This is a genomic window from Luteimonas aquatica (assembly GCF_022662575.1).
Taxonomy (GTDB): domain Bacteria; phylum Pseudomonadota; class Gammaproteobacteria; order Xanthomonadales; family Xanthomonadaceae; genus Luteimonas; species Luteimonas aquatica.
Map to the genome: position 1 here is coordinate 1 of NZ_JALBFU010000008.1, position 19,304 is coordinate 19,304.

Consider the following 19,304-nt stretch of genomic DNA (forward strand, 5'->3'; position numbering starts at 1 on the left):
GCCCGGTCTTGCAGTCCTGCCTGCCAGAACCTCATGACCCCGCCCAGGCCGCCCCGACCGCACGGTCAAAACGGCCCGTCCAGGGTCCCTGTTGTCCGTATCAAGACACGCGACCGCGGCAAATCCGGAACATGGATTTCGCTTCCCCCTTCAACACGCGGAAAGTCCGGAATCCGCGGCTGCGCGTTCCCTTGCGCTGGCGGCCGGCCCGCGATTTCGGGCTCAGGAAAACGGCTGGTCGATGGCGGCCGAGGGCGGCGTGAACCATTGCGCACCGTCCTCGACGACATGGAAGTGGTCTTCCAGGCGGACGCCGAAGCGCCCCGGCGCGACGATCATCGGTTCGTCGCTGAAGCACATGCCCGGCTGCAGCGCGGTGCGATCGCCGCGCACCAGATAGGGCGCCTCGTGGATCGCCAGGCCGCAGCCGTGGCCGGTGCGGTGCGGCAGCCCGGGCAAGCGGTAGCCGGGGCCAAGGCCAGCCGCCTCCAACACCTTACGTGCGGCGCTGTCCACGTCCTCGCAGGGCACGCCCGGACGCACCGCGGCGAACGCCGCCGCCTGCGCCGCGCGCTCCAGCTCCCAGATGTGGCGCTGTTCGTCGCTGGGCGCGCCGAAGACCCAGGTCCGGGTGATGTCGGAATGGTAGCCCTGCACCGTGCAGCCGGTGTCGATCAGCACCAGATCGCCTTCGCGCAGGTATTGGACGCCGGGAATGCCGTGCGGAAACGCGGTCGCATGGCCGTATTGCACGATGCAGAAGGACGAGCCGTCGTCCGCGCCCAGCGCACGATGGGCACCGTCGATGAAACGCACCAGCTCGTCGGTGCCGATGCCTTCGCGGGCGATGCCGGCGGCCAGGCGCTGCACCTGCAGGGTCATGTCGCAGGCCTGCTGCATCAACGCCAGCTCGGCGGGCGACTTGCGTGCGCGGCAGCCGTCGATGACCGGCGTGGCGTCGGCGATCGCCTGCACGTCCAGATGCCGGCGCAGGCCGACATGGACCGCGAAGGTGGCGCCGGGATTCAGCGCCAGCGTGCGCGCCCCGCGCTCGGCCATCGCCTGCGCCACCAGCGCGTAGGGATCCTCGTGCTCTTCCCACAGGCGCTTGACGGCCGGGAACGCGAGCACCGCGTCTAGCGATCCTTCCTCGAACGCCGGACAAACCAGAAACGGATCGCCCTGGGCGGTCACCAGCAACGCCACCAGGCGCTCGCTGGCGTTCCACGGCACACCGGCGAAGTAGCGCAACGAGGTGCCGGCCGTGACCAGCAGCGCATCCATGCCGTTCTCGCGCATCAGCGCGCGAGCCTTGTCGATGCGCTGCCCGTACTCGTCGGCATCGATCGCCGGCGCCCGCCGCGTCCAGGGCGCCAGCTGCGCGCTCGCCTCGGCGAGGTCGAGATGCCCGATCTGCGCGCTCATGCCCGCACTTCCGGACCGGCGTCGCGCCAGTGGCCATCGACCATGCGCGCGATGCCCCGGGGATTGGCGTCGCGCAGTTCCATCGGCAACAACGCGTCGGGCACCGCGTCGTAGCTGTGCAACGCGGCGAAGCGGCGGATCGCCGCCGGCATGCCGACCGAGGTGAAGCCCGGATGGCCCGTGCTCGGGAACGGGCCGCCGTGGTGCTGCGCCGGGCTCACCGCTACGCCGGTCGGCATCTTGCCGTTGATCAGGCGCCCGACGCGCGCGCGCAACACCGGCGCGATCGCCTGCCATGCGGCATCGTCCGAGCCGTCGGCGGCGCGGTACAGCGTGCCGGTGAGGTTGCCTTCGAAGGCGCCGGCGATTCTCGCCATGTCCGCCGGGCCGTCCGCGCGGACGAGCAGGCTGGCCGGTCCGAACACTTCCGCCTGCAGCGCGCGCGGCCGGGCGAGGAACGTTTCGCCCTCCACCGAGAGCAGCGTCGGCGCATAGCGGAACCCGCCCTCGCCCGCGCAACCGCCCGCCAGCAGCTCGGCGCCCGCCTCGCGCAGCGCCGCGATGCCTTGCGCGAGATGATCGACGCCGGCCCGCGAGAACAGCGTCATCGGCGCAGCCGCCGCGAAATGGGCCGCGGCCGCGGCGACGAAGGCGTCGCCGTCCGCGCCGCGCGGCACGACCACCACGCCCGGATTGGTGCAGAACTGCCCGCTGCCCAATGTGCAGGAAGCGAAGAACTCCTGCGCGATCGCTTCGCCGCGCTCGGCCAATGCGCCCGGCAGCAGGAACACCGGATTGACGCTGGACATCTCCCCGTAGAAGAGCACGCCCGCCCGCTCGGCCGCCGCTTTCAGCGCAAGGCCGCCAGCCCTGCTTCCGGTGAAGCCGATCGCGCCCAGGCGCGCGTCTCCCGCAAGCTTCAGGCCCATGGCGTTGTCGAAGTGGTACAGCATCTGCACCGCGGCCGCGGGCAGGCCGCTGTCCAGCAATGCCAGATGGGCCAGTTGCGCCAGTCGCCGGCTGGTGGCCGGGTGCAGCGGATGCGCCTTGGCGACGACCGGGTTGCGGGCGGCGATCGCCGAGGCGAAATCGCTGCCGGCGACGGCGTTGAAGGCGAACGGAAAGTTGTTCGGGCCGAGCACCAGCACCGGCTTGGACAACGGCGCCAGGTGCGAGCGCAGGCCGGCGGCGGTGTCGATGACCGGGTGCGACCAGGTGTGTCCGCGCACGGCTTGCGCCGCCTGGCGCAGTTGATTGCTGGTGCGCGGCAGTTCGTTGCCGCGCAGGCGCGTGGGCGCCGGCAGCGCGGTCTCGATATGCGCGAGCGCGGCCAGCGTGTCGGCATCGGCGTCGATGGCGTCGGCGTAGGCTTCCAGGAACGCGGCGATGCGCTCGGGGGACGTGGCGGCGAGCTCCGCCGCGACGGCGCCGGCGGCGGTCAATGCGGCTTCGACGTCGGCCGCGCCGCTGATCGGAAAAGCGGATCCGACGGCATTGCCGGTCTCGGGATCGGTCGCGCGGAAGCTGCCCACCATCTCCAGGCTGGATTGCCAGCGCCCGCCGAGCAGGAGCGGCGAAACTTGTTCGTTCATCTCAGGCTTTCCTCGTTGCTATTCCGTGGCCGGCCCATGCCCGTTCGACGTTCGCGCGAACCGCGGGCGTACCTGCACTACAGCGCGGGCCGGGTGGCGATGGCCTGCTCGATCACCTTCAGCGCGGCCTGGCGCTCGGCGCCCTCGATCGCCAGGCGCGGTGCGCGCACGGCCTCGCCGCCCATGCCGGCCTTGGCCTGGACCAGCTTGATCAGCTGCACGAACTTCGGCACGGTGTCCAGGCGCAGCAGCGGCAGGAACCAGTGGTACAGCGTCGCCGCCGCGGCGTAGCCGCCATCGCGCGCGAGTTCGAACAGCTTCACCGACTCGGCCGGATAGGCGTTGACCAGGCCGGCCACCCAGCCTTCGGCTCCCATGGCCAGGCCCTCGACGATCGCATCGTCCATTCCGACCAGCAGCACCAGGCGATCGCCCAGCAGCTCCTTGATCGCGGCGAAGCGACGGATCTCGCCCGAGGATTCCTTCACCGCCTGCATGTTCGGGAACTCGCCGGCCAGCTGCGCGATCTGGCTCGGCAGCAGATCGGTGCGATAGGCGATCGGATTGTTGTAGAGGATGCACGGCAGGTCGGTCGCACCGAGCACCGCGCGCGCATGGGCCGAGGCCTCCTGCCAATCCGAGGTATAGACGTAGACCGGCAGCACCATCAGCCCGCCCGCGCCGGCCGCCTGGGCCGCCTGCGCCAGCCTCACCGCTTCGGCGGTGGAGAGCGAGGCGATGCCCGGCACCACCGGCACCCGGTCGCCCACCGCTTCCACCAATGTCTTGATGATCGCCACCTTCTCCTCGAAGGACAGCGTGGCCGCTTCGCCGAGAGAACCCAGCGGAATGATCGCGGTGCAGCCGGCGTCGACGAGCTGCTCGGCGTGCCTGGCCAGGAAAGCGTGGTCGACGCTGCCGTCGGCCTGGAACGGCGTGGTGATGGCGGGCAGGACGCCCTTCCAGAAGGAGGCATTGCTCATGATGGGATGTCTCGCGGATCGTGGAGAAAGGAACCGGCCAACGCGTCGAGGCGGACCGGGAACAGCGGCGGCCTGCGGCGGCCGTCGGAAAAGCGCTCGGCGCGCGCCAGGCCCAGCTCGGCCAGTGCCGTGCCGCAAACGCGGCCCTGGCAGGCGCCCATCCCGCAGCGCGAGGCGAGCTTGGCCTCGCGCGCGTTGGCCATGCCGAGCACCGCGCCCAGCGGCACGTCCTCGCAGCGACAGACCAGCACGTCCTCGCGCGCCGCGGCATGCACGGCCGGACGCAGCGCGAAGGCGCTGCGCAGCTGCTCGGCGAAAGCGCGCGCGCGACGGCGACGGCGGCGCAGCCTTTCGGCCATCGCTTCCGCGCCGACGGCCATGTAGCCGGCCATCGCGCCCTCGACCAGGGCGCAGTCGCGCCCGCCGATCCCCAGCGCCTCGCCCGCGGCGAACACGCCGTGGACGCTGGTGCGCAACATCGGATCGACCGCCACGCGCGGGTGCCGTCCCTCGTGTTCCAGCCGGCAACCGAGCAACTGCGCCAGCTCGGTATTGGCGACCAGGCCGTAGCCGACGGCCAGTTGGTCGCAGGCGATGCGGCGGCGTCCGTGCGGGCTTTCGATCTCGACCTCGCGCACGGCATCGTCGCCGTGCGCCGCGACCACGATGCTGTCGGTGCGGTAGCGCACGCCGAGCAGCCGCGTCCGCAGCGCCAGCGCCTGCGCGGCCTTTCCCGGCCAGCGCGGCAGCCGCAGCGCGAAAGCGCGCAGCGCGTGTGCGCTGGCCTGCTCGTGGATGCCGAGCACCTGCGCGCCGTGCGCGCGCAACGTCGCCGCGGACGCCAGCAGCAGCGGTCCGCTGCCGGCCACGACCACGCGCTTGCCGCGCAGCGGCCAGCCCAGCTTCGACAACGCCTGCGCGCCGCCGGCCCCGGTCACCCCGGGCAGCGTCCAGCCCGGAAACGGCAAAAGCAGCTCGCGCGCGCCGGTGGCCAGCACCAACGCGCGGTAGTGCAGTTGGCGGGGGCCTTCGCGGCAATCGGCCAGCAGCCAGCCTGGCTGCGCCATCGTGACCTGCACCTGCGGCATCCAGGTCACGCCGAGGGTGTCGAGCACGCGCAGCGCGCGGCGCGCCGCCGCCGGCACGCCGCGCTCGAGATCGTGACGCCACACCTGGCCGCCGCCGCGAGGCTGCGCGTCGACCACACCCACCCGCGCGCCGCTGGCCGCCGCCGCATGCGCCGCGGCCAGCCCGGCCGGGCCGGCGCCGACCACCAGCACGTCGTAACGCAAGCGCGGCTCACGCATCGGTCTGCACCCGCATGCCCTCGCGCGCCGTCGCCATGCACGAGCGCTGCTGCGCCACGCCGTCGATGCGCACCCGGCATTCGAAGCACACGCCCATGCCGCACAGCGGCGCCCGCGGCTGGCCGCCGCACGAGCGCCGGAACGGGCGCCCCGCGCAGGCGATCGCCGCCGCCACACTCGCGCCGTCCGGCACGCTCACCGGGGCTCCATCGACCGTCAATCGCACCCGTCCGCTCACGATGCCGCACGCGCCAGCATGCGTGCCGGCAGGTACGGCGCCGGATCGATCGCCGTGCCGCGTCCAAGCAGGCCGTCGACGACCAGGCGCGCGCTGCCCAGCGCGGTGGTGATGCCCAGCCCCTCGTGGCCTGCCGCGACCCACACGTTGTGCCGGCCGAAGACCGGGCCGAGGTAGGGGCGCCCGTCCGGCGTCGCCGGGCGCAGCCCGGTCCAGATGCGGATCGCCTGCAGTTCGCGCAGCACCGGCAGGAACGCGAAGGCGCGCTGCAGCATCTGCCGCAGCAGGGGCAGCGAGACCTCGCGGTCGGCCGCGCCGAATTCGCGCGAGGAACCGATCAGGATCTGTCCGGTCGGGCGCGGCTGCACGTTGAAGGCGACGCTGCTGTCGGCATCGCCGTGCGCCGAATCGGCATAGCCCAGCTCCAGCAACTGATGGCTTACCAGCCCCGGATAGCGGTCGGTGATCGCCAATTGTCCCTTGCGCGGACGCAGCGGCAGTTCGGGCAGCAGCTCGGGCAGGGCCACGCCGCTGGCGACCAGCACGGTCCCCCGCAGAGCCTGCCCGTCGTCCAGGCGCACGCCGTCCGCGATCAGCTCGATCGCGCGCCGCCCGGCATACAGCTGCGCGCCCATCGCGCCCGCCGCATCGACCAGATGGCGCGCCATGCGCGGTGGGTAGACCACCGCCTCGTCCGGCACGCACATGCCGCCGGCCAGGCCCGGCGCCAGATGCGGCTCGAGTTCGTACAGGCGTCCCGCCTCGACCGCCTCGGCGCGCACGCCGGCCGCCGCCAGCCGTGCGATCTTGCCCGGCACCGCCGTCATCTCGCGCGCGTCGCGCGCGATCCACAGGGTGCCGCAACGGCTGAACTCGGCGTCCGGCAATCGCGCATAGCGCTCCCACAGCCGCAGCGAATAGGCCGACAGCGCCAGCTCGGCGGGATCCTCGTCCATCGCCACCAGATGCCCCATCGCCGCCGCGGTGCTGCCGCCGCCGACCGGGCCGGGTTCGACCATGGCGACCCGCAGCCCCTCGCTCGCCGCAGCCTCGGCGCAGGCCGCGCCGACGATGCCGGCGCCGACGACGATGAGGTCGTAGGCATTCATCCGGCGCGGACACCCCAGGCGAAGGGATCGGCCGGGTCGACCAGCAACCGCGATCGCGCGGTGACGAAGGCGCTGCCGGTGATGCGCGGCAGCACGCCGCGCGTGCCATGCCGATAGCTTGCTTCGAAAGCGCTGCCGAGGATTCCCTGCTGCACCCAGCGCTCGCCCTCGCCCAGCTTGCCGTCGGCGGCCAGGCAGGCGAGCTTGGCACTGGTGCCGGTCCCGCAGGGCGAGCGGTCGTAGGCCAGGCCGGGGCACAGCACGTAGTTGCGCGCATGGCCGGTGCCGTCGGGCGCCGGCCCATTGATTTCGATATGGTCGATCTCGCCGCCGTCGGCACCGGTGATGCGCGCGGCTTCCAGCGCCTGCCGAATCGCTTCGGCATAGGCGGCCAGCGCGCGCTGGTGCGACAGATCGAGCGCGAACGGCGACTGCCCGGTGATGTAGAACCAGTTTCCGCCCCAGGCGATGTCGCCGCGGATCGTGCCGTATCCCGGCACCTGCACGGCCACGTCGCGCGCATGGCGATAGCTCTCGACGTTGTCGATCGAGACCCGGCCATCCTCGGCCAGGTCGACGCCGACCGTGCCGACCGGCGTTTCGATGCGGTGCTGTCCCGGCCGGATGCGCCCCAGGTACTGCAACGCGCGCACGACGCCGATCGTGCCGTGGCCGCACATGCCCAGGTAGCCGACGTTGTTGAAGAAGATCACGCCTGTGCACGCTGCCGGATCGCATGCCGGCAGCAGCAGCGCGCCCACCATCGTGTCCGACCCGCGCGGCTCGCAGGCGATCGCGCTGCGCCAATGGTCGAATTCGGCACGAAATCGCTCGCGGCGCTGGGCCAGATCGGCCTCGCCCAGTTCCGGGAAGCCGGCGACGACCACGCGCGTCGGTTCCCCGGCGGTATGGGTATCGACAACCTCGATTTCGAACATTGGGCCGGCCCGTGCGCGTGGTCTTCCATCATCCCAGCGCCCCCTGACCCGGCCTAGCGCGGTTTTCTCCGCCCGGATGCGGAAATCCGCACAATCCCCGGGGGCCGTCCGCGCGTAGCATGGGCCTCCACGACTCCTGCCCCTGCGTGCCCGGCCACCATGAGCGAAGCGCTTGTCACCGACGAGATACAGACGCTGTTCAACGCGCTGCCGGACGTGGTGTTTTTCGTCAAGGATCGCGAAGGCAGATACACCCATTGCAATCTGACGCTGATCCGCCGCATCGGCCGCAAGCGCATCGGCGACGTGGTGGGGCGCTCCGCCGAGGATCTCTTCCCGGCGCCTTTGGGCACGCGATACCTGCAGCAGGACCGTCGCGTGCTGCGCGGCGAGGTGCTCGAGAACCAGCTCGAGGTGCATCTCTATCCGAATCGCCTTCCCGGCTGGTGCCTGACCTTCAAGCGCCCGATCCTCGCCGGCGGAAGCGTCGTCGGCGTACTGGGCATCTCCCGCGACCTCGGCCAGCCCGACAAGCGCCATTCCTCGTTCGCGCAGCTCGAACAGGTGGTCAGCCACATGTACGACCACTATGCGGAAGCCATCCGCGTGGCCGAGATGGCCAGGATCGCGGGAATCTCGGTGGCGCAGCTGGAGCGGCTGTTCCATCGCGTCTTCCAGCTCACGCCGCAGCAGTTCCTCACCAAGATCCGCATCGAGTCGGCGATGCGCCAGCTGCGCTCGAGCGCCACCATCGCCAGCATCGGACAAGCCTGCGGCTTCTGCGACCAAAGCGCATTCTCGCGCCAGTTCCGCGCTGTGGTCGGCGTCACCCCGCGCGACTACCGTACGCTGCGCCTGCGATCCCCCTCGAACCAGTCCGATTGATTCGTCGCCGCTGGCCGTGCACCGCGCAGCCGGCGTCTTTGCGCCTTGCGGCTTTCTTCGCACGTGCGATCGCAATCGGCCGTCTCGCGGGCCGAGGCGCGACCGGATCAATTCCGCGCCCGCTCGAGGCAAATAGCACAAGACCGTCCGTGCCGCCTGAATCCACTATCGCCTGGGCTCGGTAACGAGCCCTTCCCGGCGCGCATGCACACAGGAGATTCCGCACCGCCCAAGAAGCATGGGGTGCCGCCACGTCGGCCCGCTTGCTTGCCCGGGCTTCACGCGCCATTTCATCTTGCACACGACCATGTGGAGGCAAAAACGATGCGTATCCCGATCCCCGGCCTGAAGATGCTCACGCTCCTGCTCCTCTCGTGCACTGCCTGCGGCGCGCTGGGCGCGCCGCCAAGCGGACAAATCTCCCGCACGTTCTCCAGCGACGCCGGCGACAAGCGCAGCTATTACGTCGCCCTGCCAAGCAACTACACCGCCAGCAAGTCCTATCGGCTCGTCCTGGTGTTCGCGGGCACCGACACCACCGGCAAGGAAATGCGGGAGTGGTTCGGCAAAGGCTGGCTGCCGCCCACCGTCACGGGCCTCGAATCGCATATGAGCGATACGATCTTCGTCTACCCCGACCAGAAATGGAGCTGGTACGGGGACAAGGGCTGGGCGCTCGGACCCTATGCCGGCGATTACGGCGGCAACCACGACATCGTGTTCGTGAAGGAACTGCTCGCCGTCCTGCAAAGCACCTATTCGATCGACAAGAACCGCGTCTTCGCCACCGGCCACTCCTGGGGCGGCGACATGGCCGCCGTGGTGGGCTGCTTCCTGGGCGACAAGTTCAAGGCCATCGCCCCGGTCGCCGCGAACACGCCGTACTGGTTCGGCGCGCCGCCCAACCCCGCTCTCTGCGTCGGCAAGCCGGCGGTATGGACCTTCTTCGGCCTGGACGACGACTACTTCGGCGATTCCAGCCCGGACGGCCTGTTCGGGGAAGCGCAGAACGATTTCTGGATGCAGCGGCTGTCCTGCACCGGCGCCCACACGACCTCCGGCGAGACCCGACGCTACACCACCGGCTGCGCCGCCGACCTCAGGCTGACGCTCTATGCCGGCGGCCAGTATTCCGGCGGCGGCGGATATCTCGGACACCAGCCGCCCGATTATTTCCTCACTTCTGCATCGAACTGGTTTTCGTCGTTCTGACGATGCGCGCCGCGGCCTTGCCGCCGCAGGACGAACAAGCCGGAGCGGTGCCCGGCTTGTTCGCGGTGAACCTCCCGGAGCGCAATCTCGCTTCGTCCCGACGAGCGACACAACACTGGGCCAGCACCGGTCGAGCCGGCGCCGGCTGCGAATGGATGACGGCCGCGGTCAGTGCAGCCGGCAACGGTTTCCTGCGAAATCATTCGCACTGAAACCTTGACACAGTCCTCACTTCAAATATTCAATCCTCTGTAAAGAAATGGGGATGCGCCGCTGAATTCGCCGGTCCGCAACCGGGACCGGCGCTCTGCGAGATACACATAAAAGGACAGGAGCAGGGATGCGGGGATCGGGATAACACCATTCATCGCATGACTCGATGGACGGCAAGTCATTTTTTGGGGAAATGACATGCAGTGCATATCAACGCCTTCAGCCTTACGAAAAGCCGCCTTACTAAAAGCCAGGGCATTCGCAATCGCGATGCTGCTGGCCCTCGCCTCGACGGTGGCCGTCGCGGCCCTGACCGGAACCTGGACGGGAAACGGCACCAGCTCCGCCACCACGTCGGTACTGGGAATCGCCGTCACCCACACCGGCACCTCCAGCGTCAACTACGCCAACGACACCTTCAACACCAGCAACTTCTGGAGCGATCCCTACGGCGACACCGTCGCCGGCGGGCCATCGCTGCTGCTGCAGATTCCCGCCGTCACCACCGCGATCACCCATACCGTCACCTTCAGCGAGCCGGTCAACAATCCCGTCCTGCATGTCGATCGGCTGGGCGGCACTTCCGGCAACTCGAACAGCGCGGCCTGGACGCTGTCTTCTAGCGTTTCCCAAGGCGGAACCGTCACCCTGACCAGGCTCGCCGGGAACAGCCAGTTCGTGCTCACCGGCAGCACCTTCAAGCGCCAGGAAGGCGTCGCCGGCACCTCGGGCACCGAATGCACCACCACGACCGCCGGCGCCGCTTGCGGCTCGATTCAATTCAACGGCACGGGCATCACCAGCCTCACCTTCTCCGTGGTGATGGTCGGCGCCGCCGGCGCCGGAGACGGCCTGGAACTGCGCTGGAGCTTCGCCGGCTCCAGCGTGATCGTTCGCAAGCAGTCCAACGGCGGCACCGGCAGCTTCAGCTTCTCCGGCAGCAACGGCGTCGGCAGCTTCGTGCTCGACACCGCCGGCGCCAATCCCGCCAGTTCCGCGACCTTTCCGGTGTCCGACCACACCCAGCAGATCACGATCAACGAGACGCTGCTTCCGAACAACTTCACTCTCAACGGAGCGTCCTGCGTCGAACAGGGCAGCGGCGCGGCGATCGCATCCACGCTCGCGGGCACCAGCCTCAGCATCGCGCCGTCGGACTACGGCGGCAACCAGACGATCGTCTGCACCTTCGTCAACCGTCTGCGGCAGTCGAACCTGTCGGTGACGAAAACCAATTCCCCGGCCAATGGCCCGACCGATCAGACCGGCGACACGGTCCTGGCGGGCAGCACCGTCAACTACCGGATCGTGGTCGCCAACGGCGGACCCGACGCCAGCGACGGCGCGGTATTGCGCGACCCGGCTCCCACCGGCCTGAACTGCACGGCGGCCAGTTGCGGCAGCCCAACGGGCGGCGCCGTCTGCCCGACCGTCACGGTCGCGGCGTTGCAATCCGCCTCGGGCGTGACGATCGCCACCCTTCCCGCCAACTCCTCGCTCGCCTTCACGCTGACCTGCACGGTGCAGTAGCCGTAACCGATCCTGGCAACTGGCGCCAGGAGAATGGCCGAGGCATCCGACCTCGCCACCGGAGCGGCGGGCAGGCTGCATGTCCGCCCGTCGACTGTGCATCGGGGCTCTTGGGACAAGCAATAAAAAACCCGCATCTCTGCGGGTTTTCTGAATTTTCTGGTAGCCGACTGAGAACAGGACGGAACAGGCATCGAGCCGGGTCGTCTGTGACGCACGACGGCACCGGGACGGCCAGCCCTGCCGCACCCTGGCCGAACCGGGCAAGCGCCGCTACAAGTGGCATGGTAGGACCAGCACCGGCCACGCACGGAAGCGGATAAGGCGCGAGCGCTGACGAACCTGCGGCAATATCGATACAACAATCCATGAAACAGCGATGCAAATCCCGCGTTGGCGCTATGCCTTTTCGACGTAATACACAGAGACGACCAATTGCGGCGGATACCAGAAGGCACCCGACGAAATGTCGTGCTTGATTTCTTTGATCTCAATGCCTGCGTTTGATTTGACCCAAGCATCAAAATCAATAGTGAATCTGCTTACATCAATTTTCGAGAAAACCGCCGAGTACGAGAATGTCTTAACGCGCATTTCTTCCCCCTTGCAATGACTCAACGGTGATTGACAGCCTTTGCCACCCTGCAATGGCGAGATATCTACGCCATTGATGATAAAAATTCAAGATTGCATGGGCCCAATACTGATTAGCTTCCCGCCGACCTTCGACTAGGCCCCTAGCACGAATTCATGCAACAACAGGCAAGGCGCGGCACGAGGTAAGCCAGCAACGGTTTCTGAGCTGTTGTCCGCCCGGAAAAAGCGGGTTCTTCCCGGGGCGGTATGCCCTGCGGCGGCCGAAACACCGCAACGATCGTGGTGTGCATGGCGTTTCAAATCCGACTTGTTGTTGCGCCAGCCCTGCGCTGCCTATGCCTTCACGAAGTCCGGGGCTTTTTGATCCTTACCGCGCACGCCTGGAAAGACATATTCACCGTGCCCGCTCTCGGCTATCGGCACGCTTCCGATGTACGGCCCCAGGTCTTTTTCGAGCAGGCGACGCTCACGGATCGCCGTACCGGCAGCAAGCTTCCCCGCCCGCTTCGCCATCAATTCGGTGGCGATGACCGCAAAGCTATTGGCCGCGCGCGCCTTGCCTGCGACCTTTTCGGCCTTGCGCTGGGTGCCTGGATCACCGCCAGCGGCCAGCAGCTTGCGCGCCTCGTCTCGCTTGGCGCGCGCCTGCGCCAACCCCCGACTCGGGATAGACTCCGAGCGCCAGCCGCTTTTCCTTGCCGCCACAACGGTATTTCAGCCTCCACCAGTTGCCCCCATATTTGTCCCCAGATTGCAAGAGACGGCATCAGACATTCCCGGACACTGAGACAACAAAAAACCCGCATCTCTGCGGGTTTTCTGAACTTTCCAGGCCGTGATGGACGGCGAATTTGGTCGGGGTAGCCGGATTTGAACCGACGACCACTTGTCCCCCAGACAAGTGCGCTACCAGGCTGCGCTATACCCCGGTGGTGGACGATTATACCCTCTGCTCAATCGTTCTTTGCAGCCCCCGCCCCGTGTTCGGGCGGCTGGGCGGCCGGCAAGGCCGGGATCGGCGGGGGCGGCAAGGGCCGGCGCGCGGCCTCCTCGGCCTGGCGGCGCTGCCGCACCAGGATCCAGGCGACCGCGGCGATGGCCGCCACCGGGATGGCCACGCAGGCCAGGGCGACGAGCCAATGGAAGATGCTGAAGCGCATGCGCTGCCGCCTCAGCGGCGCAGCAGTTGCAGGACTTCCTCCAGCTCCATGCGCACCTGCTTGACGATCTGGCTGCTCAGGGCCGATTCCTGGCGGGCGGTCTCGCCCTCCAGGCGCAGCCGCGCGCCGCCGATGGTGTAGCCCTGTTCGTAGAGCAGGCCGCGAATCTGCCGCACCATCAGCACGTCGTGGCGCTGGTAGTAGCGGCGGTTGCCGCGGCGCTTGGCCGGGCTCAGGCTCGGAAATTCGGTTTCCCAGTAGCGCAGCACGTGCGGCTTGACGTCGCACAGCTCGCTGACCTCACCGATGGTGAAGTAGCGCTTGGCCGGAATCGGCGGAAGCTCGCGATTGCTGCCGGGATCAAGCATGGTCGCCGCCTGCGTAGGCTTCCACGCGTTCCTTCAGCTTCTGGCCGGGACGGAAGGTGACCACGGTGCGCGCGGAGATCGGAATCTCCTCGCCGGTCTTGGGGTTGCGCCCGGGGCGCTGGTTCTTGCGGCGCAGGTCGAAGTTGCCGAAGCCGGACAGCTTGACCTGCCGACCCTGCTGCAGCGCTTCGCGCAGCACGTCGAAAAACGCGTCGACGAACTCCTTCGCCTCGCGCTTGTTCAGGCCGACTTCCTCGTACAACCGCTCGGCCATTTCCGCTTTGGTCAGTGCCGCCATGTCTGCTCCTTACCTGCCCACCCTGATGCCTTCCATGACGCAGCCCGCACTGCCTGCCTCGGACGTCCTGCCCTGCCGTCCATGACTGGGCGTTCACGGAGCGCGCGATGCCGGATGGCATCGGCGCAGCTCCTTCAGCTTCGAATCCGCGCCCCATGCGCGGAGGTCAGCGCAGCCGTGACTTCGGCGACCACCGACTCCACGTCGCGGTCGGTCAGAGTGCGGGAATCTTCCTGCAGAATCAAGCCCATGGCGAGACTCTTGAAACCGGATTCAACCCCGCGTCCGACGTAGCGGTCGAACAGATGCAGCTCCCGCAACGGCGTCCCGGCGGCGGTACGCACGGTGGCGGCGATCGCCGACCATGCGACGCTTTCCGGGAAGATGAACGCGAGATCGCGCCGCACCGACGGAAATTTCGACAGGGCGCCCGAGCGCGGCAGCGCACGCTGCTGCAACGCCGCAAGATCCAGCTCGAAGGCGATCACGGGATGGTCGAGGTCCTGCGCCCGCTGCAGGCGCGGATGCAGCTCGCCGATCCAGCCGACCTGGACACCGTCGCGCAAGACGTCGGCCGAGCGGCCGGGATGCCCCCAGGGCGCTTGCGAGGGCCGGTAGTCGAGGCGTGCGTCGGCGAGCGCGGCCAGGCTGTCCAGGTCGCCCTTGAGGTCGTGGAAGTCGGCCGCGCGCGGCTTCTCGTCCCATTGCTCGGGCGCGGCGCTGCCGTAGACGGCCGCGGCGATGCGCGGCGTCTCGACCGGTGCCGGCCGGGTGTCGGCATCGCCGCCCTCGGCGGCGGCGAACACCTTGCCGATCTCGAACAGCCGCACCCGCGGCTGCTGCCGCGCGGCGTTGCGGGACAGCGACTCGACCAGCCCGGGCAGCAAGCGCGTGCGCATCACGCCGAGCTCGGCGCTGAGCGGATTGGCCAGCGCCACGCCGCCCGCCGCCGCGTCCCAGCGCTGCAGCAGCGCGGCATCGACGAAGGCGTAGTTCACCGTCTCGAGATAGTCGCGCGCGGTCATGCGGCGGCGCAGCTCGGCCTCGCCCAGGCGCGTTTCGCTCGGCGCGAGGATGCCCGACGTGCTTCCCGGCAGCGCCCCGGGAATCGCGTCGTAGCCATGGATGCGCGCCACCTCCTCGATCAGATCTTCCTCGATGGCGATGTCGAAGCGGCGCGAAGGCGGAGTGACGCGCCAGCCTTCCGCGAGCACCTCCACGCCCAGGCCGAGCGCGCGCAGGATGCGCTCCACCTCGGCGTCGGGCACCGTCAGCCCGAGCACGCGGGCCAGGCGCTCGCGGCGCAGCGTCACCGGATGGCGCTGCGGCAGGTGCTCGGGCAGCACCGCCTCGGTGACCGGGCCCGGCGTGCCGCCGGCGATCTCCACGATCAGGCGCGTGGCGATCTCGATCGCGGTACGCGGCAGTTCCGGATCGACGCCGCGCTCGAAGCGGTGGCCGGCGTCGGTGTGCAGCCCGAGCCTGCGGCCGCGGCCGATGATCGCGCTCGCGGCGAAGTGCGCCGCTTCCAGGAACACGTTGCGCGTGGCCTCGGTGACGCGGCTGTCGTAGCCACCCATGATGCCGCCCAGCGCGACCACCCGCTCGGCCTCGCCGCTGCCGTCGGTGATGGCCAGGAACTGGCCGTCCAGGGTCACCGTCTCGCCGTTGAGCAGCTTGGCGGTTTCGCCGGCGCGCGCATGGCGCACGCCCACCGGCCCGCGCAGCGTGTCGCGGTCGAAGGCGTGCATCGGCTGGCCGATCTCCAGCATCACGTACTGGGTGACGTCCACCAGCAGCGACACCGGGCGGATGCCGCTGCGGCGCAGCCGCTCGGACATCCACAGCGGCGTCTTGCGCGCGGCGTCGACGCCCAGGATGACGCGGCCGCAATAGCGCGGCACGTCGGCGCCGGCGTGCAGCTCCACCGCCATCGCCGCATCGCTCAGCGCCGGCATCGGCGTGGCGTCCAGCGGCGCCACCTCGCTGCCGCAGGCCGCGGCCACGTCGTAGGCGATGCCGCGGATGCCGAAGCAGTCGGCGCGGTTGGGCGTGAGCTTGAGCTCGAAGCTGGCGTCCGGCAGGCCGAGCACCTGCGCCAGCGGCGCGCCGATCGGCGCGTCGTCGGGCAGTTCGAGCAGGCCCGAGGCGTCGGCGTCCACGCCCAGTTCCTTGGCCGAGCAGAGCATGCCGTTGGATTCCACGCCGCGCAGCTTGGCGGCCTTGATCACCAGGTCGCCGACCCGGGTGCCGATGGTGGCCAGCGGCGCGACCAGGCCCGGGCGCGCGTTCGGCGCGCCGCAGACGATCTGCAGCAGCGCACCCTGCCCGGCGTCCACCTGGCAGACCTGCAGGCGGTCGGCTTCCGGATGCCTGGCGCATTCGACGATCCGCGCCACCACCACGCCCTGCAGCGATTCGCCCAGCGGGGTGATGTCTTCCACTTCCAGGCCGATCGCGGTCAGGGTGTCGGCGAGCCGCTCGCGCGTCACGTAGCCGCTTTCGGCCGGACTTCCCAATGCGACGTGTTGGCGCAGCCAGTTTTCGGAGAATTTCATAGCGTTGAAAGAGCCAGTGCTGTGTGCCGTTGACGCGTCCCGGCGAGCGCGGGACGGACGATGTTCGCAAGCCGCCTACGCGAGCTGCCGCAGGAACCGCACGTCGTTGTCGAAGAACGCGCGCAGGTCGTCGACGCCGTAGCGCAGCATCGCGTGCCGCTCCACGCCCATGCCGAAGGCGAAGCCGGTGTAGCGCTCCGGATCGATGCCGCAGTTGCGCAGCACGTTCGGATGCACCATGCCGCAGCCCATCACCTCCAGCCAGCGCGTGCTGCCGTCGGCCTGCTCCCAGGCGATGTCGACCTCGGCCGAGGGCTCGGTGAAGGGGAAGTAGCTCGGCCGGAAGCGCATGGCGAAGTCGCGCTCGAAGAACGCGCGCTCGAACTCGGCGATGGTGCCCTTCAGGTCGGCCATGCTGGCGCGCTCGTCGATCAGCAGGCCTTCGCACTGGTGGAACATCGGCGTGTGCGTCTGGTCGGAGTCGGAACGGTAGACCTTGCCGATCGCGATCATGCGCAGCGGCGGCTTGTGCTGCAGCATGTAGCGGATCTGCACGCCCGAGGTATGCGTGCGCAGCAGGCGCCCGTCCTCGAAATAGAACGTGTCGTGCATGGCCCGCGCCGGATGGTGCGGCGGGAAGTTCAGGGCCTCGAAGTTGTGCCAGTCGTCCTCGATCTCCGGGCCGTCGGCGAGCTCGTAGCCGAGCCGGCCGAAGATGTCGGCGATGCGTTCGATGGTGCGGGTGATCGGATGCACCCCGCCGCGCGCCGCGTCCCTGCCCGGCAGGGTGACGTCGATGGTCTCCGACGCCAGGCGCGCGTCGAGCGCGTCGGCATCGAGCGCGTTCTTGCGTGCGGCAAGGGCCTCGCCGATGGCGTCGCGGGCGCGGTTGATGGCCTCGCCGGCGGCCTTGCGCTGGTCGCCGGGCAGCGCGCCCAGCGCCTTGAGCTGCGCGGTCACGCTGCCGGCCTTGCCGAGCAGCGCGACGCGCAGCGCCTCGAGCGCGTCCGGCGTCTGCGCCGAGGCGATGTCGGCCAGCGCCTGGGTGGACAGTGATTCGATGTCGCTCATGCGGATTGCCCCGAACCCTCGTTGCTGCCGTCCCGCGGGAGGGGGACGGCACAAAAACGGCGATACAAATGAAAACGGGGAAGGACTTGCGCCCTTCCCCGCACGTAAGCCGGGAACCCCTGCCTTCCTGGAAAGCCCGCGCGGGAACGCGCGGACTTCTGCAGAGGGACCTGCGTACCGTTTACGCGGCCAAAGCGCCCTTCGCCTTCTCCGCCAAGGCCGCAAACCCCGTCGCGTCGTGCACGGCGATGTCCGCCAGCACCTTGCGGTCGAGGGTAATGCCGGCCTTCGCGAGGCCGTTCATAAATCGGCTGTAGCTCAGGCCGTTGATGCGGGCCGCGGCGTTGATGCGCGCGATCCACAGGGTGCGGAACTGGCGCTTCTTCTGCTTGCGGCCGATGTAGGCGTACTGCAGGGCCTTCGTGACCGCCTGCTTGGCGACGCGGAAGACCTTGCGACGGGCGTTGTAGTAGCCCTTGGCCTGCTTGAGGATTTTCTTGTGACGGCGACGTGCGGTCACACCACGCTTGACTCGTGCCATGGTTCAGCCTCCTCAGAGATACGGCAGCATACGGTCCAGACGGCCGCTGTCCTCGGCGCGAACGTGGTTCGTCTGCCGGAGGTTGCGCTTCCGCTTGGTCGCTTTCTTGGTGAGGATGTGGCTGCGGTTGGCGTGGCCCGCCTTGTACTTGCCGGAAGCGGTCTTCCGGAAGCGCTTGGCCGCGCCCCGATGCGTCTTGATCTTGGGCATAGCGATTTCCTTTGGGATGTTCTTCGACTGGCCTGGGCGCCGTCGTTGGGTTGCGCGAGGCATCGCGCGACCCTGACGGGCTTTCCGTCCTGCCCTTGCCGGCTTATTAAGTCATTGATTCCAAAGGAATCGACGACAGGTCCAGAAATACTGCAAACAAAACCCCGGCGAACCGGGCCGAGCATTATGCCCTGCCCGGGATTCCCTTGCAAATCAGGGAGTTCGCTCCGCACGATCTCCCCGCCGCGCGGCATGCAACGCCTCGCCTGCCGGCATTCCTCCGGATCGATTTCGCGGCTTCGTGTCGAATTCGCCTCCGGTCGCGCGTCGTGATGGGAAGGCCGGCAAGACACGTGCCGGACCCATCGATCCGCCCCGCTCCGGGGACGGACTGGAACGAGGAGACAGCGATGAGAGAGTTGATCCTGGCGATGACCATGTCGCTCGACTGCTTCGTCAGCGGCCCGGGGGACGACGTCCAATGGATGTTCGACGGCGACCCGGAGGCCCTGGCCTGGAAGGTGGAGAACCTGTGGGACGCCGGCCTGCTGGCCATGGGCAGCCGCTCCTTCCGCAGCATGGCCGCCTACTGGCAGACGTCCACCACGGCGTTCGCGCCGCCGATGAACCGTATTCCCAAGGCGGTCTTCTCGAAGGAGGGGCCGGCGATCCTGAAGGCGGCCGCGGCCACCCAGGATGCCCAGGACGGCGCGCCGCAAATCGCCCCGCTGCAGCCCGGCGCGGAAAGCTGGGCGCAGGCCCACGTGGCCAGCGGCGATCTGGCGGAGGAAGTGGCCAGGCTGAAAGCCCAGGAAGGCAAGCCGATCATCGTCCTGGGAGGCGCCGCCCTGGCGCGCAGCCTCATCGCCCGGAACCTGGTCGACGAATATCGCCTGCTGGTGCATCCGATCGTGCTGGGCAAGGGCGCGCCGATCTTCTCCGACCTGAGCGCGCCGACGAGGCTCACGCTGGCCGGTTCGAGGACTTTTCCGCGCGGATCGGTATTGCAGATCTATCGGCCGGCCTGAGCCGGCCAAGGCCGCGCTGTGCGCGGCTCCGGGGCGGGCGA

The 19,304-nt window shown here is 68.8% G+C and carries 20 protein-coding genes and 1 tRNA gene; 4 read left to right on the forward strand and 17 right to left on the reverse strand.

The features are described from left to right. Window positions 1-222 precede the first annotated feature (222 nt). The 7 genes from MD221_RS13490 to MD221_RS13520 form a co-directional block, all read right to left on the reverse strand. Window positions 223-1,425: a M24 family metallopeptidase gene (locus MD221_RS13490; RefSeq protein ID WP_242112352.1), complete on the reverse strand. Its 1,203-nt coding sequence runs from the start codon at window positions 1,423-1,425 to the stop codon at window positions 223-225. After that, window positions 1,422-3,017 (reverse strand): aldehyde dehydrogenase family protein, encoded by a 1,596-nt coding sequence (locus MD221_RS13495; protein ID WP_242112353.1) that lies wholly within the window; start codon window positions 3,015-3,017, stop codon window positions 1,422-1,424. The genes MD221_RS13490 and MD221_RS13495 overlap by 4 nt, the downstream gene beginning before the upstream one ends. A gap of 77 nt (window positions 3,018-3,094) precedes the next feature. Further along, window positions 3,095-4,000 (reverse strand): dihydrodipicolinate synthase family protein, encoded by a 906-nt coding sequence (locus MD221_RS13500; RefSeq protein WP_242112354.1) that lies wholly within the window; start codon window positions 3,998-4,000, stop codon window positions 3,095-3,097. Continuing rightward, the gene (locus MD221_RS13505) at window positions 3,997-5,307 is read right to left on the reverse strand and encodes an NAD(P)/FAD-dependent oxidoreductase (RefSeq protein WP_242112355.1); all 1,311 of its coding nucleotides are present in this window, start codon (window positions 5,305-5,307) and stop codon (window positions 3,997-3,999) included. The genes MD221_RS13500 and MD221_RS13505 overlap by 4 nt, the downstream gene beginning before the upstream one ends. Next, window positions 5,300-5,545 (reverse strand): (2Fe-2S)-binding protein, encoded by a 246-nt coding sequence (locus tag MD221_RS13510; protein WP_242112356.1) that lies wholly within the window; start codon window positions 5,543-5,545, stop codon window positions 5,300-5,302. The genes MD221_RS13505 and MD221_RS13510 overlap by 8 nt, the downstream gene beginning before the upstream one ends. Next, the gene (locus MD221_RS13515) at window positions 5,542-6,654 is read right to left on the reverse strand and encodes an NAD(P)/FAD-dependent oxidoreductase (RefSeq protein WP_242112357.1); all 1,113 of its coding nucleotides are present in this window, start codon (window positions 6,652-6,654) and stop codon (window positions 5,542-5,544) included. The genes MD221_RS13510 and MD221_RS13515 overlap by 4 nt, the downstream gene beginning before the upstream one ends. Beyond that, window positions 6,651-7,592, reverse strand: a complete 942-nt coding sequence (locus tag MD221_RS13520; protein ID WP_242112359.1) for a proline racemase family protein — start codon at window positions 7,590-7,592, stop codon at window positions 6,651-6,653. Before MD221_RS13520 ends, MD221_RS13515 begins: the two co-directional genes overlap by 4 nt. Window positions 7,593-7,751: 159 nt before the next feature. On the opposite strand from MD221_RS13520, the gene MD221_RS13525 reads away from it, so the two are divergent. From MD221_RS13525 to MD221_RS13535, 3 genes are all read left to right on the forward strand, one after another. After that, window positions 7,752-8,477 carry an AraC family transcriptional regulator gene (locus MD221_RS13525; RefSeq protein ID WP_242112360.1) on the forward strand — a complete coding sequence of 242 codons (726 nt, stop codon included), beginning with the start codon at window positions 7,752-7,754 and terminating at the stop codon, window positions 8,475-8,477. Between the two features lie 324 nt (window positions 8,478-8,801). Continuing rightward, a complete protein-coding gene (locus tag MD221_RS13530; protein WP_242112361.1) occupies window positions 8,802-9,689 on the forward strand; it encodes a CE1 family esterase in 888 nt (295 codons plus the stop codon). A 483-nt stretch (window positions 9,690-10,172) separates the two neighbouring features. Continuing rightward, on the forward strand, window positions 10,173-11,432 hold the full coding sequence (locus MD221_RS13535) for a DUF11 domain-containing protein (protein WP_242112362.1): 1,260 nt from the start codon (window positions 10,173-10,175) through the stop codon (window positions 11,430-11,432). Window positions 11,433-12,362: 930 nt separating this feature from the next. Here the strand turns inward: MD221_RS13535 and MD221_RS13540 are convergent. From MD221_RS13540 to rpmI, 10 genes are all read right to left on the reverse strand, one after another. Next, on the reverse strand, window positions 12,363-12,683 hold the full coding sequence (locus tag MD221_RS13540) for an integrase (protein ID WP_242112363.1): 321 nt from the start codon (window positions 12,681-12,683) through the stop codon (window positions 12,363-12,365). Further along, window positions 12,625-12,786 (reverse strand): integrase arm-type DNA-binding domain-containing protein, encoded by a 162-nt coding sequence (locus MD221_RS17575; RefSeq protein ID WP_339328432.1) that lies wholly within the window; start codon window positions 12,784-12,786, stop codon window positions 12,625-12,627. Before MD221_RS17575 ends, MD221_RS13540 begins: the two co-directional genes overlap by 59 nt. Before the next feature lie 95 nt (window positions 12,787-12,881). Beyond that, window positions 12,882-12,958 (reverse strand) — tRNA-Pro (locus tag MD221_RS13545). Window positions 12,959-12,982: 24 nt separating this feature from the next. Then, complete coding sequence (locus MD221_RS13550; protein WP_242112365.1) at window positions 12,983-13,189, reverse strand: hypothetical protein; 207 nt, start codon at window positions 13,187-13,189, stop codon at window positions 12,983-12,985. 11 nt (window positions 13,190-13,200) lie between these two features. Beyond that, window positions 13,201-13,557: a MerR family transcriptional regulator gene (locus MD221_RS13555; RefSeq protein WP_242112366.1), complete on the reverse strand. Its 357-nt coding sequence runs from the start codon at window positions 13,555-13,557 to the stop codon at window positions 13,201-13,203. Continuing rightward, window positions 13,550-13,855: an integration host factor subunit alpha gene (locus tag MD221_RS13560; protein WP_226470114.1), complete on the reverse strand. Its 306-nt coding sequence runs from the start codon at window positions 13,853-13,855 to the stop codon at window positions 13,550-13,552. Before MD221_RS13560 ends, MD221_RS13555 begins: the two co-directional genes overlap by 8 nt. Before the next feature lie 134 nt (window positions 13,856-13,989). Beyond that, window positions 13,990-16,413 carry a phenylalanine--tRNA ligase subunit beta gene (gene pheT, locus MD221_RS13565; protein WP_242112367.1) on the reverse strand — a complete coding sequence of 808 codons (2,424 nt, stop codon included), beginning with the start codon at window positions 16,411-16,413 and terminating at the stop codon, window positions 13,990-13,992. 75 nt (window positions 16,414-16,488) lie between these two features. Then, window positions 16,489-17,484: a phenylalanine--tRNA ligase subunit alpha gene (gene pheS, locus MD221_RS13570; protein WP_242112368.1), complete on the reverse strand. Its 996-nt coding sequence runs from the start codon at window positions 17,482-17,484 to the stop codon at window positions 16,489-16,491. 181 nt (window positions 17,485-17,665) lie between these two features. After that, the gene (gene rplT, locus MD221_RS13575; protein WP_242112369.1) at window positions 17,666-18,025 is read right to left on the reverse strand and encodes a 50S ribosomal protein L20; all 360 of its coding nucleotides are present in this window, start codon (window positions 18,023-18,025) and stop codon (window positions 17,666-17,668) included. 12 nt (window positions 18,026-18,037) lie between these two features. Further along, window positions 18,038-18,235: a 50S ribosomal protein L35 gene (gene rpmI, locus MD221_RS13580; RefSeq protein ID WP_242112370.1), complete on the reverse strand. Its 198-nt coding sequence runs from the start codon at window positions 18,233-18,235 to the stop codon at window positions 18,038-18,040. Window positions 18,236-18,645: 410 nt separating this feature from the next. Between rpmI and MD221_RS13585 the strand changes: the two genes are divergently transcribed. Continuing rightward, window positions 18,646-19,263 (forward strand): dihydrofolate reductase family protein, encoded by a 618-nt coding sequence (locus MD221_RS13585; protein WP_242112371.1) that lies wholly within the window; start codon window positions 18,646-18,648, stop codon window positions 19,261-19,263. Window positions 19,264-19,304 lie beyond the last annotated feature (41 nt).